The sequence below is a fragment of the Halogranum rubrum genome, from assembly GCF_900114455.1.
In the GTDB taxonomy this organism is placed as follows: domain Archaea; phylum Halobacteriota; class Halobacteria; order Halobacteriales; family Haloferacaceae; genus Halogranum; species Halogranum rubrum.
On record NZ_FOTC01000001.1, the window covers coordinates 38,642 to 51,869 of the forward strand.

At 65.3% G+C, this 13,228-nt stretch carries 11 protein-coding genes and 1 other RNA gene; 10 read left to right on the forward strand and 2 right to left on the reverse strand.

The window, feature by feature from the left end; genetic code table 11:
• The first annotated feature begins 57 nt into the window (after positions 1-57).
• The 4 genes from BM083_RS00205 to BM083_RS00220 all read left to right on the forward strand — a co-directional run bounded on the left by BM083_RS00205 (position 58) and on the right by BM083_RS00220 (position 4,657).
• Complete coding sequence (locus tag BM083_RS00205) at positions 58-1,572, forward strand: Hvo_1808 family surface protein (protein ID WP_089864230.1); 1,515 nt, start codon at positions 58-60, stop codon at positions 1,570-1,572.
• A gap of 61 nt (positions 1,573-1,633) precedes the next feature.
• Positions 1,634-3,022, forward strand: coding sequence for an Hvo_1808 family surface protein (locus BM083_RS00210; protein WP_089864233.1), 1,389 nt, complete (start codon positions 1,634-1,636; stop codon positions 3,020-3,022).
• Between the two features lie 48 nt (positions 3,023-3,070).
• Positions 3,071-3,427: a hypothetical protein gene (locus BM083_RS00215; protein ID WP_089864236.1), complete on the forward strand. Its 357-nt coding sequence runs from the start codon at positions 3,071-3,073 to the stop codon at positions 3,425-3,427.
• Positions 3,428-3,496: 69 nt separating this feature from the next.
• A complete protein-coding gene (locus BM083_RS00220; protein WP_089864239.1) occupies positions 3,497-4,657 on the forward strand; it encodes a nicotinate phosphoribosyltransferase in 1,161 nt (386 codons plus the stop codon).
• Positions 4,658-4,747: 90 nt separating this feature from the next.
• Here the strand turns inward: BM083_RS00220 and BM083_RS00225 are convergent, their stop codons facing one another.
• On the reverse strand, positions 4,748-5,359 hold the full coding sequence (locus BM083_RS00225) for a TIGR00296 family protein (protein WP_089864242.1): 612 nt from the start codon (positions 5,357-5,359) through the stop codon (positions 4,748-4,750).
• A gap of 122 nt (positions 5,360-5,481) precedes the next feature.
• Here BM083_RS00225 and rnpB point away from each other — a divergent pair.
• From rnpB to BM083_RS00250, 5 genes are all read left to right on the forward strand, one after another.
• Positions 5,482-5,894, forward strand: an RNA gene (gene rnpB, locus BM083_RS00230) — RNase P RNA component.
• A gap of 146 nt (positions 5,895-6,040) precedes the next feature.
• Entirely contained in the window at positions 6,041-8,674 is a 2,634-nt protein-coding gene (locus BM083_RS00235; RefSeq protein ID WP_089864245.1) for a heavy metal translocating P-type ATPase, read from the forward strand.
• 84 nt (positions 8,675-8,758) lie between these two features.
• Positions 8,759-9,862, forward strand: coding sequence for a zinc metalloprotease (locus BM083_RS00240; protein ID WP_089864248.1), 1,104 nt, complete (start codon positions 8,759-8,761; stop codon positions 9,860-9,862).
• Positions 9,863-9,906: 44 nt separating this feature from the next.
• Entirely contained in the window at positions 9,907-10,758 is an 852-nt protein-coding gene (locus BM083_RS00245; RefSeq protein ID WP_089864251.1) for a hypothetical protein, read from the forward strand.
• 32 nt (positions 10,759-10,790) lie between these two features.
• A complete protein-coding gene (locus tag BM083_RS00250; RefSeq protein ID WP_089868228.1) occupies positions 10,791-11,069 on the forward strand; it encodes a WNWW family protein in 279 nt (92 codons plus the stop codon).
• Between the two features lies 1 nt (position 11,070).
• On the opposite strand, the gene BM083_RS00255 is transcribed toward BM083_RS00250, so the two are convergent.
• Positions 11,071-11,361, reverse strand: coding sequence for a DUF8152 family protein (locus BM083_RS00255; protein WP_089864254.1), 291 nt, complete (start codon positions 11,359-11,361; stop codon positions 11,071-11,073).
• A 288-nt stretch (positions 11,362-11,649) separates the two neighbouring features.
• Between BM083_RS00255 and BM083_RS00260 the strand changes: the two genes are divergently transcribed.
• A complete protein-coding gene (locus BM083_RS00260; protein WP_089864257.1) occupies positions 11,650-13,185 on the forward strand; it encodes a molybdopterin-dependent oxidoreductase in 1,536 nt (511 codons plus the stop codon).
• Positions 13,186-13,228 lie beyond the last annotated feature (43 nt).

The window sequence follows — 13,228 nt, forward strand, 5'->3', positions numbered from 1 at the left end:
GAGTAACCAACTCGGGCAGCACACATTTGCGTCTCGCACTCTAACGTCGAGGTAGACGTGCGACGCCTCCCAGTCTTCGCGGCCGTGATTCTCGTAACACTCTCTGGCTGTGCCGGGTCGATACCGTTCATCGACGACGGCCCGCCAGACACCATCGTCCCCGAGGGGGACGCTCACGCCGATATTCCGCCCGTTCCAGCGGACCTCTCGGACCCCGCCGAGGACCGACTCGGCTGGGAAGGCGGCTACTGGTACAACGAGTCTATCGACGTCGACCAATCTGACGGCCTCGACGACGAGGAACTCGCGGCCGTCACCAACCGGTCGATGGCCCGCGTCGAGTATATCCGTGGTCTGGAGTTCGAGCGGTCGGTCCCCGTCGACGTCGTCGCCCGCGACGAGTTCTCGCAGGCCCGCGGCAACCGAACGACGTCGGCGAACCGAACCCGCTTTGACAACGTGAAGTTCGAGGCGCTGTTCATGATAAACGAGTCGACGAACTCGATGGCCGTCCAGTCGCAGAACCGCGGTGCCTCCGTCGGCGGCTACTACGCGCCGGAGAGACAACGAATCGTCATCGTCAGCGAGAACGCCGACTCGCCGCGACTCTCGGAGGTGACGCTCTCACAGGAGTTGTTCCACGCGCTGCAGGACCAACAGTTCGACATCACGTCGTACAACCAGTCGACGCGCGAGGACCACAACGCCATCGACGGCATCGTCGAGGGCGACGGCAACCTCGTCGACTATCTCTACGAGCAGCGGTGTGAGTCGGAGTGGTCGTGTCTGACCGACGAGTCGTCGAGCGATAGTACGGGTGAGACCGGTGAGAACGCCAGTTCGCCCGAGAGCGGCCTCGCCGACATCGGCCCGTATCTCCTGAAGTACCAACCGTACTCTGACGGTCCGGCGTTCGTCTACGCGCAGTATCAAGAGGGCGGGTGGGACGCCGTGAACGCCGTCTACGAGAACCCGCCGGCGTCGACGTCGCAGGTCATCCACCCCGAGCAGTATCCCGACGACGCACCCGCAGAACCGACCGTGACTGACCGTACTACCGGGTCGTGGGAGCGAATCGCCGTCGACGGACGAGTGAACTACGCGGAAGTCGGCGAAGCGGGACTCGCGGTGATGCTCGCCGCACCGCTCTACGAGAAGCCCGGCGCGCGAATCGTCTCGCCGCGCGAGTGGCTCAACACGAACGAGAGCGGCGACCCACGGCAGTTCGACCCGCTGAGCTACGACACCTCCTACACCGACGGGTTCGAGGGTGACCGACTCGTTCCATACGCGAACGACGCGAACGAGACGGGCTACGTGTGGCAGATTCAGTTCGAGAACGAGTCGTCGGCGAACGAGTTCCGCGACGGCTACGAACAGTTACTCGACTACCGCAACGCCAGCGAAGTCGAGGACGCGAGCGGGCCGGGAACCGTCTACCGAATCCCGGATGACGACCCGAACGGGTTCGGCGACGCCTTCCGCGTCGTCCAGCGGGGAGACACTATCGTCGTCACGAACGCACCGACCGTCGACGCACTGTCGAAGGTCCACGCTGTCAGCGACTCCTGACCACGACTGCCGCCTCGCGCGCGGCGAACGACCTTTGTCGAACCGGCGCCGAGAGTGACCTGTGTCACGACTGCTCGCCGTCTTCGCGGTACTGACGTTGGTCCTCGCTGGCTGTGCAACCCCCGTCCCGCCGACGGCGGGCGACCCGAACTGGGAGTGGCCCGAGGACCCGCCGACGGACCGTCTCGGCTGGGAGAACGGCTACTGGTACAACGAGTCGCTGGATATCAGCCAGTCAGACGGCCTCGACGAGGCCGAACGCGAGGCGCTCGTCGCCCGGACGATGGCCCGCGTCGAACACATTCGACAACTGGAGTTCACGAAACAGGTTCCAGTGGAAGTCGTCAGTCGCGAGGAGTACCGAGCGAACCGCGAGAGTCGGTCGACACAGAGCGACCGGAGCGCCGAGTATCGCGCGTGGAACAACCAGGTGTGGGAGGCCCTCCTTCTCGTCGGCGAGGACCGAGAGGTGAGCGACGTTCTCGAAGAACTGTACGGCGGGTCGGTGTTGGGCTTCTACTCGCCGAGTCGTGACCGAATCGTCATCGTCAGCGACTCGGAGACGCCGCAGATAAACCGCGGCACACTGGCGCACGAACTCGTCCACGCGCTGCAGGACCAGCAGTTCGGTCTCGCCAGCGACGCCCGAACGCAGGACGCCCAACTCGCCCGAAGCGGCATCGTCGAGGGCGACGCCCGCTACGTCGAGTACCTGTACGAGGACCGCTGTGAGAGCGGTGCGTTCGACTGCATCCCCAAGCCCGAGCGGTCGGGCGGGAGCAGTAGCGACCGCTCCGCACCTGGTGTCTTCGTCACCATCTACACCCCCTACAGCGAGGGTCCGGCGTTGGTCGACTCGCTCTACCGCCGCGGCGGGTGGGACGCCGTGAACGACGTCTACACGAACCTCCCGGCGAGCACGGAGCAACTCATCCACCCCGAGAAGTATCCTGACGAGGCTCCCGTCGAGATGTCCGTCCCCGACCGTTCGTCGGGTGAGTGGTCGCGGTTCGACCGGGACCAGCAGTTCGACACCGTTGGCGAGGCGTCGCTGTACGCGATGTTCTGGCAGAACCACTACATCGAGCAGTCGGCGCTCCGGCGGAACACGGGGAACTACTCCGCGTACAACTACGCCCACCCGGCGACGACCGGATGGGCCGGCGATAGGGTCGTTCCGTATCGGAGCGACGACGGCGAGAACACCAAATACGGCTACGTCTGGGCTACCACGTGGGACTCCGAGGAAGACGCGAGGGAGTTCAAGTCTGCCTACGAGACGACCCTGAAACTCCACGTCGGTGGTCAGCGCGTCGAACAGGGCGTCTACCGCGTGCCCGACGACCGGTCGTTCGGCGACGCCTTCCGGGTGACTCGCAACGGAAAGCGCGTCACCATCGTCAACGCGCCGACGGTGGAAGATTTGGATTCGGTCCATCGGCGGCGTTGAAGAACGCGCTGGCGAACACTTTTGATTCACCCGCATATCGGCTGACACATGGTCTCCGAGCGGTACCACACAGTCCTCGGCGTCGTCTCCGGCGTCTCCCTCTTCGGACTCGGCATCTGGGGTCTCCAGCGAAGCACTCCGGTCTCACACGTTCTCTTCGCGTTCACGGCGGCGTTCTTGTCTCTCGGTGGTGCGAGTGCGACGGTTCGAGCGCGAATCCCTCGATACAAGCGAGTTTCGATGCTCCTCTTGGGAATCCTTGCGCTCCTCGCACTACTCGTCGGCCCGGAGAGCAACGCCCTCCCCGGTCTGCTCGTGGTCAGTCTCGGCTACGGGGTGGATACGCTTGTCGAGCGGGTCCACCACGGTGAGTGGCTTCCGACAGACGGCGAGCGACCGAACTGAAGACGGATTCTCTTCGACGCCGCCGACCGAACGGGTGTCTTTTTCAATTTCCCGAAAGAAGGTGAGCCAATGACCGTGTTCGACATCGTCGGCGAGGAGGCGATTTTGGCGGGCGACGCTACCGACGCCTACTTCGACCGCACGGAGACGACGCTTCGCCACGCGGGGAAGAATCCCCACGTCGTCGCCGAAGTCACCGCCGACCAGTTCCCCGACGGCGGGTTCGAACTGTTCGCCGGCCTGAAAGACGCCGCACACCTGCTCGAAGGCCACGACGTCGACGTCGACGCCATCCCGGAGGGCCGACTGTTCGACGGTGGCCCCGTGATGCGAATCGAGGGCGACTATCTCGAGTTCGCCCGACTCGAAACGTCGCTCTTGGGTTTTCTCTCGCACGCCTCGGGTATCGCCACGGCCGCACTCGAAACCCGGCAGGCGGCCCCCGACTCGCAGGTGCTGTCGTTCGGGGCGCGCCACGTCCATCCGTCGATGGCGGCGATGGTCGAACGGAGCGCCCTCGTCGCCGGAGTCGACGGTATCTCGCACGTCGCCGCGGGTGAGGTACTCGGCCGTGAAGCGAGCGGGACGATGCCGCACGCGTTGATGATTGCGTTCGGCCGCGGCAACCAAGAGCAGGCGTGGCAGGCGTTCGACGAAGCCGTCGACGAGGACGTGCCTCGCATCGCACTCTGTGACACTTACTCCGACGAGAAAGACGAAGTCGTCCGCGCCGTCGAGGCACTCGGTGACCGTCTCTCGGGCGTCCGACTCGACACGACGAGTTCACGCCGTGGCGACTTCCGGCACATCTGCCGAGAGGTCCGCTGGGAACTCGAAGCCCGCGGCGAGGACGACGTCGACATCTTCGTCAGTGGTGGTCTCGGGCCCGACGACTTGCGACACCTGCGCGACGTCGTCGACGGCTTCGGCGTCGGCGGCTACATCTCGAACGCGAACCCGGTCGACTTCGCGCTCGACATCGTCGAAATCGACGGCGAACCGGCGGCTAAACGCGGGAAGCTCTCGGGTGTCAAAGAGGTGTACCGGACGGCCGATGGCGGTCACCACGTCGGACTCCGTGGGCACGACGCTCCTGCCGACGCCGAGGCGCTACTGCAACCGCTCGTCCGTGACGGTGACATCGTCGACGACGACCTGTTCGACCTCGATGCGGCGACGGCACGGGCAGTCGACGACGCGGCGCTGACCGGGTTCAGTCGCGACGAGTGAGAAAGCTAGCTCTGGAGGTAGCGTGATTCGAGATGGGGAACGTGCAGTCGGCGAGACGTGCGTCGACGTTCGCTGAAGGAGAGTGGCGAGTTACCGAATCTGCAGCTCTTGGACGCTGCCGCCGTCGGGGCGCTCTTGGAAGACCTGCCCTTCGATGAGCGTCACCATGGTGTCTTCGTCCTGCCACGCGAGCGGCGAGAGCTTTGCCTTGCGGCAGACGCGACTGAGGTACTTCTCCTTGCTCCAGCCGTTCTCGACGGGAATCGTCGGGTAGAGCCACCCGTGGTTGCCGCCTTTGTCGACGGCGACACCGTGTTTGCCGAGTTCGAGGTCGGCGAGTGGGTCGTTGGTGAGGATGTGGTTCGAGACGATACAGACAGAGACGTTGAGGTTTTGGAGTTCAGGCGGTTCGATTTCGGAGCCACAGGAGTCGCCGGAGGCGGCCTTGATGGCCGCGTCGACGATTGCGTGGCCGAGTTGGTTCTTACCTTGGTAGGTGCCCGCACACCCACGCACGCGACCTCGACCCCGTGTCGAGGTCAGTCGGACGAACGCGCCGGTGCGGTTGTAGAACGCATCCCGCATACTGCCCGGTTGTTCACGTTGCCCATGAAGGACGTACGATTCGACCGATTCTCGCGCTAGTTCGACCGCCCGAGCCCCATCCTCGTAGGAGAGGCGTACGGTCTGCGCCTCGGACATACCCACACACAAGGCTCCGAGAGACTTGAACGCTTCCCTTCGCACAAGAAGAATCATGAGGAATATTATCCCGAAGTCACCCGACCGAACGCCTTATCTGAGGGGCCAAGCTACTCTCCGACGGCAGAGAGAGCCCGACTCCCGTGCCTCTCTGAGGCATGAGGAAAGTCCCCCCACCGTCCGAACAGGTGACCGGGCGCAAGCCCGGAGTCGGAGACGGCTGGCTCTGGAACAGAAACGAGACCACTCGACCCGACCGATGAGACGTGCGAACCCGACCGCGAGGAAGGGGAGTTAACCCGTCGAGGGCTACGAGATGCAACGCATCTCGACGACGACCGGGCGCTTCGCGCCCACGAGTTGACGGTCGAGAACGGATGGAACGGCGAATCCTCACCGGTGCAAGTCCGCGCCACGTGGCGGCCGGACGACACGATTCGTGTGTCGTTCGTCTGCCCACAGGTAGTTTGGACGACGGACGCGGACGCTCAGCCGAATGTCGGGAGGAACAGAAGGGGGCTTACTCCTCTCAGCCACACTCTCACTCGTGCAGTGGCGACGCTCGATTCGAGTCGGCGACCCACGTTATTAACAAACTACTCCTGAGTTAGTAATTTGTAATAACCACTGATGTACCACTGGCAGGGAGATTAATAGGACCGCGCGAACTACGTCAACACAATGAGCGACGAGACGCAGGATAGCTGTGGTGGGTCGTCGTGTGGGTGCGACCACGAGGAGAAAGCGCACTCATCCGACACCGACTCAACGACTGAATCGACTGACGGCACCGAGACGCTCCAGTTGTCGGTCCCCGAGATGGACTGTGCGTCGTGTGCCGGAAAGGTCGAGAACGCTCTCGCAGACCTCGACGGTCTCACCTCGGTCGAACCCCGACCGACGACGGGCACGCTCGTCGTCGCCTACGACCCCGACGTGACGGGTCTCGACGAAATTCGGAAGCGGGTCGAGAGTGCAGGTTACGGCGTCGACGACGCCGAATCCGAGTCGTTCAGCGTTCCCGACATGGACTGTGCGTCCTGTGCGGGGAAAGTCGAAAACGCGCTCTCCGGTCTCGACGGCATCCGCGAGTTCGAGACCCAACCGACGACGGGCCGCGTCCTCGTCACCTACGACCCCGCACGCACGACTCGCGGGTCGGTCGTCGCGACCATCGAAGGGGCCGGTTACGCCGTCGAAGACGACGAGGAGACCGACACCACCCAAAGCGTCTGGCGGAGTCCGCGCGCCCTGAAGACGTGGGCCGGTGCGGCGTTCCTACTCTTCGGTCTCGTCTTCGAGTATCTCCTCACTGGCCTCGACGTCACGCTTCTCTCTGTGCTCTCCCGCGACATCAGCGTCGCGTGGGTGCTCTATCTCGGCGCGGTGCTCGTGGCCGGACAGGCTATCGTCCGCAACGGCTACTACTCGGCGACGAACCGCAACCTCGACATCGACTTCCTGATGTCGGTCGGCATCGTCGGCGCACTCCTCGTCGACCTGCCGTTCGAGGCGGCGACCCTCGCCGTTCTCTTCAGCATCGCCAACCTGCTCGAACGCTACTCGATGGACCGCGCACGCAACTCGATGCGCGAGTTGATGGAACTGTCACCCGACACGGCGACGGTTCTGCGCGACGGCGAGGAGACGACCGTCGCCGTCGAGGACGTCTCGGTCGGCGAGACGGTCGTGGTCCGCCCCGGCGACAAGGTCCCGCTGGACGGCGTCGTCCGCGACGGGTCGAGTCCGCTCGACGAGTCGCCCATCACCGGCGAGAGCGTCCCGGCCGACAAAGCCGCGGGCGACGAGGTGTACGCGGGCAGCATCGTCGAAGGCGGCTACCTCGAAATCGAAGTGACGTCGACGTCCGACGACTCGACGCTCTCGCGCGTCATCGAGATGGTCGAGGAAGCGCAGTCCAACCGAACGGAGTCCGAGCAGTTCGTCGACCGGTTCGCCCGCTACTACACGCCGGTCATCGTCGCACTGGCTATCGCGACGGTGCTCGTCTCGCCGCCGCTGTTCGGCGTCTCGTGGACCGAAGCGTTCGTCCGGGGGCTGACGCTCCTCGTCATCGCCTGCCCGTGTGCGTTCGTCATCTCGACGCCCGTCTCCGTCGTCTCCGGTATCACGAGCGCCGCCCGCAACGGTGTGCTCATCAAGGGCGGCAACTACCTCGAAGCGATGGGCGACGTCGGTGCCGTCGCGTTCGACAAGACGGGGACGCTCACCACCGGCAACCTCGCCGTCACGGACGTCATCACGCTCAACGGCACGACCGAGTCCGACCTCATGGGCTGTGCCCGCGCCATCGAGCAGCGGAGTGAACACCCCATCGCGACGGCCATCATCGACCACGCCGAGTCACAGGGCGTTCCCGACCGGGAGATTACGGACTTCGAAGCCATCACTGGCAAAGGCGTGAAGGCCGACCTCGACGGTGAGACGCACTACGCTGGCAAACCCGGTCTCTTCGCGGACCTCGGATTCGAGTTAGAGCACGCACACGTGGTAAGCGACGGGGGACAGGTCGTCGCCGGGAGCGACGGCGACGCCGCCGACCCGCAAGACTGCGAACACGGCACCTACCTCGATTTGGTCAACGAGACGATTCCCCGACTCCAAGCCGAGGGGAAGTCGGTCGTCCTCGTCGGCACGGAAGACGAGTTGGAAGGTGTCGTCGCCATCGCCGACACGGTCCGTCCGGAGGCGAAGTGGGCCGTCTCGCGTCTGCGTGAACTCGGTGTCGAACACGTCGTGATGCTCACCGGCGACAACGAACGCACCGCACAGGCCATCGCCGGACAGGTCGGCATCGACGAGGTCCACGCGGACCTCTTACCCGAGCAGAAAGTCGACGTGGTCGAACGCCTGCGCGAGGAGTACGACGGCGGCGTGGCGATGGTCGGCGACGGCGTCAACGACGCGCCTGCACTGGCCACCGCCACGGTCGGTATCGCCATGGGTGCGGCCGGAACCGACACCGCGTTGGAGACGGCGGACGTCGCGCTCATGGCCGACGACCTCACGCGAATGCCGTATCTCTACGACCTCGCCTCGCGGGCCAACGGCGTCATCCGACAGAACATCTGGGCGTCGCTCGCGGTGAAAGCCGTCCTCGCAATCGGTGCACCGCTCGGCTACGTCTCTGTCATCGCGGCTATCGTCGTCGGCGACATGGGGATGAGCCTCGGTGTCACCGGCAACGCGCTACGTCTCGCCAACGTCTCGCCGGAGTCGGACGAAGCCGACCACGAGGAGGGTCGTCCACACGACCACGACCACAGCGACCACGCTGACCACGACCACGTCTGACGGCCGTTTCGATTCGACTGTACTCTTCCTCTCCCGTCTCAAGCGCCGCAACGCTCTTGAGTCCGTCCGACGGAGAACGACGCAATGCGGAATGTGCGGCCCGCGGCACTCACGCTCGCTCTCGTCTGTCTCGTCGTCGTCTCCGGGTGTCTCGGCGCGTCGTTCGACGATTTCCGACCCGACAGTGACAACCCCGCTGGTTCGACGACCGAGACGGTGTCGTCGACAGGAAGTACGTCCCCCGGACCGGTGAGCGGCACGTCCGAAAACGGTACAGCCCTGACGCCCGTCCCAGACACGCAGAACCCGTGGGGGGACGACCCAATCGTCGTCGGTATCGACGCCCCGAGTGACGACAGTCGGTTTGCCCGTATCGTCGAGGAGGCCACAGCCTACTGGGCCGCAAACGGCGAGCAGTACACCGGCTTCGACGTGCGATACCGCGTGGACGCAGACGCCGAGTCACCCGACTTGGTGGTCCACTTCGTCGACGAGGTGCCGAAGTGCGGCGACACGAACGACGCCGTCGGCTGTGCGCCGCTCGTCACGAAGTCGCGACAGATCGACCGCCCGGCGGCAGTCTACGTGAAGGACGGCCTCTCGGTGGCGTCGACGACGCTCGTGACGAAACACGAACTCGGGCACACGCTCGGTCTGCGTCACGACGACGCGCCGCACGAAGTCATGCGTGCCGAGTCGGTGCTTCACACGCAGCCACGACTGAACGCGACGGAACGTGACTTCCCGTGGCGTGACGCTGTGTTTACCGTCTACGTCGACGATGCGAACACGTCGGACCCGGACGCGACGCGCGAACAGGTCGACCACGCGCTGGACTACTACGAGTCCGGCGCCGACGGGAACGCCCGTGTTCCGGAGAACATCTCCTTCGAGTACGTCGACTCGCCCGAGGACGCCGACGTCGTCGTCCGATTCAGCGAGACGTCTCCCTGTGGCGAGGACGCGGGGTCGTGTTTCCAGACGCTCGGGCCGGACCCCGACGGCGACGGCGCAATCGAGACGTACACGAAACTCCGCATCACGCTCGTCGGTCTCGACACGCCCGCCATCGGCTGGCACGTCGGCAACTGGCTGGCCTACGGACTGGGGATGGAAGACCCGAACGAGCGACCCGAACCCTTCCGCGACGCGAGCTACCGTGACCGCCGAAGCGCGTGGTGGGAGTGACACGCCGACCAACCCTTTTGTCGGGGTGACGAGTAATAGCCAGTATGGTCCCCTCCCACGTCGAGTGGTCCGGCCGTCGACCGGACCGGCTCGCATCGGCCGTCAGGCACGTCGGTGCCGGTGTCTTCGTCGTCCTCGGCCTCTTCGTGACGTACGTTTTTGCCCGACTCGTCCTCGGCGGTGTCTCACAGTTCGTCCTCTTCTTCGTCGTCACGCTCCTCGTCGGTGGCCCGTTCTCGCTGCTCTACCTCTGGTACGCGCTGCGCTACGGTGAGAACGACGAGGGACGGATGCTCCGGAACTTCCTCGCCGGCCTCCGTCGTCGACTCCGGCTTCGGTGGCTCGTCGTCACGACGCCAGTCGCTGCGCTCGTCCTCTACGGCGCGGCGCTCGCTCCGTGGTTACTGTTCGTCTATCTCCCCCTCGGTATCGCGGTGTGGGTCGTCGTGAGAGTCGGACAGACGGGCGGGACGCTGGACACCGAGTCGGGCGTGCTCGTCCGCCGAGACGAAGAACGGGACGAACGCCGGGTCGAATACGACCTCGGCAGACTTCGGTCGTTTCGCTCTGTTCGACTCGGCCCGTACGTCGTCTGTCTGTTTCGGTACGGTCGAGACCGGTCACTCAACGATCCGTTCGGCGTGGTCGTTCCGGCGGACGCTTTCGAGACACTCCGGCCTGCACTGCGGGCGCTGACCGAGCGGAACGAGTCGGACGACGAGTCGACGGAGTCTCGGACAGTGACCCCTGAGCGGGTCGTCCTCGTCGGGTTCGCGCTCACCTTCTTCGGTGTCGCCGCGGTGTTGGCGACTTCCGACGTGCCACGAGCCATCGGGCTCTCGTGGTTCGTCGGCGCCTGGGGGCTGTTGTTCGTCTTCTTCGCGTGGACCGCGTAGCGCTCAAACGTCTCCACTTCGTGGGTCTTCACATGGACCCCGAAAAAATCGAAGCCGCCCTCGAATCGGCGTTCGGCGGCACTGCACCGGAGCGACGTGTCGTCGCCCGACAAGCCCGCGACTTGGCGGACTCGGGCAAGCACGACGCCGACCGAGGGCGTCCACTCACCGTCGAGGAAGTCGTCGAGAACCTCGCCGACGCACCCGACGGAGACTCGCTTCCCTCGCGCTGGAACTGGTGGCTCGGCGCGCTCGACGTCGCCTACGGCGGCTATCGGGAGTTCCAAGTCGAGCGCGTCCCGCGGGAGTGAGTCACTCGTCGTCCAGACGTGCGAGTACCTCGTCGGCCAGCGTCTCCGCGGCGGCGACGTGGTCGTCGGCCTCTTCGTCGCCCGTCTCGTCGACGTTCGAGAGGAGGTCACGGACGTGGCCTACACGCTCGGCGACGACGTCGTTCGGAAGGTCCGCGTCGGCGACGTCGCCCGCGACGGCGTCGGCTTCGGCGACCCAATGAGTCACCTCGGGTCGCATCGGCCGTGAGGCGGTCGCATCGAGTTGTGCGGCGAGTTCCGAGAGGAGCGTCTGCACGTCGCTGTCGACCATAGAGCGTGTCGGGCGGGCGTGCCCAAGAGTCCACTGGCGAGTCGAGCGTCGAAGGCAGTCGAGCGCGACTGCCGTCGACCGAAGTTACAACGAACTCTAGAGAGACTCTCGACAGAGTCTGTATCGATGTGAGTCCGAGTTTGAAAAATCCATATCCCTCGAGACGACCTCTCTGTACTCGTCGTGCTACACGACACGGTGGACGTTCCTCGCCGTCGGCGCAGTCGGAAAACTCGCTATCTCGCCGGGCGAGACGATGGACGGCTAATCGAGAAGCGAGATTCACACATGGCACCCCAAACACGACACACACTCACCGACCGCCTGCATCCCGTCAGCACCACCTTCGTGGCCCTCTTGGCCGGTCTTGCGGGCGTCGCTGGCTCCTTCGCTGTCGCCTCCTTTACGCCCTCGTTCGTCGCCGGCCCCATCGCGGGCTTCCTGGCCCGCCGACTCCCGGGACCGGTCATCACGTTCGCTATCGTCGTGCTCGGTGACTTCGGCGACCAACTCAACGTCTTGACCGCGCTGGCGCTCTCGGTCCTCCTCTTCGCCGTCGCCTCGTTCGTCGGCCTCGCCGCCGGCAGGCGATTCGACGCCCCGGTCTCCGGCCTCTTCGCGGCGGCAGCGACTGCAGTCGTCGCAGTTGCCGTCACCGGCGCGCTCTCCGCGTCGCTGGCAGCGGGTGTCGCCGCGGGCGTCGTCGTCGCCGTCGCGGACTTCGCCGCCACGCGAGACGTACTCTCCGCACTCGGCCCCAGTGTCGGGGGAACCTCGCCGGGTCGACGGCGCGTCCTCGCGGCGCTCGCGAGCGCACTCCCGTTCGTCGTCGGTGGCTACGCTCTCGGCGCACGCACTCGTCCGGACACCGCGACGACCGGCGCACCGCTCGACGTAGGGACGCCGTGGGCCGGGTCGGACGTGGACGCGCTGCTGGCGGAAGCCAGTGAGAAGTCGTTCGCCGTCGAGGGGTTGGAACCCCTCGTCAGCGACGCGTTCTACGAAGTCGACATCAACTCGACCGACCCGGAAGTCGACGCCAGCGAGTGGACGCTGACGGTCACCGGCGCAGTCGACGAGGAGGTCACGTACGGGTACGAGGACATCACGTCGATGGAACCGGAACACCGGTTCGTCTCGCTCCGCTGTGTGGGTGAGGCGCTCAACGGCAAGAAACTCGACAACGCGCTGTGGACAGGAGTTCGGATTATGGACCTCGTCGAACCCGCTGGCCTCCCCGAAGGCTGCTGCGTGATGTTCCGCGCCGCCGACGGCTTCTACGAAGAGTTCCCGCTGTCGGCCCTCCGCGACGGCTTTCTCGCCTACGGGATGAACGGCGAGGCGCTTCCGAGAGGCCACGGCTACCCTGCCCGGGCGCTCATCCCCGGCCACTGGGGCGAGATAAACGTCAAGTGGCTCACCGAGATAGAGATTCTCGAACGCCCGGAGGACGGCTACTGGGAGAAACGCGGCTGGCACGGCACCGGGCCGGTGAACACCGTCGCGAAACTTCACGTCGTCAACGACCTCGACGATGGCCGAAAGGAGGTCGCCGGACACGCCTACGCTGGCACTCGCGGTATCGAGCGTGTCGAGGTATCGACCGACGGGGGCGAGACGTGGGCCGAGGCGACGCTCTCGGAGACACTCCCCGGAACCGACGTCTGGCGGCAGTGGATGTATCAGTACGACCCACCGACGGGCGAACACGAGGTTGTCGTCCGCGCCACCGACGGCACCGGCCAACTCCAGTCGTCCGAAGAGGCGTCTCCCTTCCCGAACGGACCGTCCGGGTGGGTGTCGCGGACGGTACGGGGGCGATGAGCACCTATATACTGCTCCTCTCAGATAGTGGAGATGAACTCGG

Bases quoted from the DNA above. Each gene is read 5' to 3' on its own strand.
- BM083_RS00215 (WP_089864236.1), top strand. From the start codon at position 3,071: ATGGTCTCCGAGCGGTACCACACAGTCCTCGGCGTCGTCTCCGGCGTC.
- BM083_RS00220 (WP_089864239.1), top strand. From the start codon at position 3,497: ATGACCGTGTTCGACATCGTCGGCGAGGAGGCGATTTTGGCGGGCGAC.
- BM083_RS00225 (WP_089864242.1), bottom strand. From the start codon at position 5,359: ATGTCCGAGGCGCAGACCGTACGCCTCTCCTACGAGGATGGGGCTCGG.
- BM083_RS00235 (WP_089864245.1), top strand. From the start codon at position 6,041: ATGAGCGACGAGACGCAGGATAGCTGTGGTGGGTCGTCGTGTGGGTGC.
- BM083_RS00240 (WP_089864248.1), top strand. From the start codon at position 8,759: ATGCGGAATGTGCGGCCCGCGGCACTCACGCTCGCTCTCGTCTGTCTC.
- BM083_RS00245 (WP_089864251.1), top strand. From the start codon at position 9,907: ATGGTCCCCTCCCACGTCGAGTGGTCCGGCCGTCGACCGGACCGGCTC.
- BM083_RS00250 (WP_089868228.1), top strand. From the start codon at position 10,791: ATGGACCCCGAAAAAATCGAAGCCGCCCTCGAATCGGCGTTCGGCGGC.
- BM083_RS00255 (WP_089864254.1), bottom strand. From the start codon at position 11,361: ATGGTCGACAGCGACGTGCAGACGCTCCTCTCGGAACTCGCCGCACAA.
- BM083_RS00260 (WP_089864257.1), top strand. From the start codon at position 11,650: ATGGCACCCCAAACACGACACACACTCACCGACCGCCTGCATCCCGTC.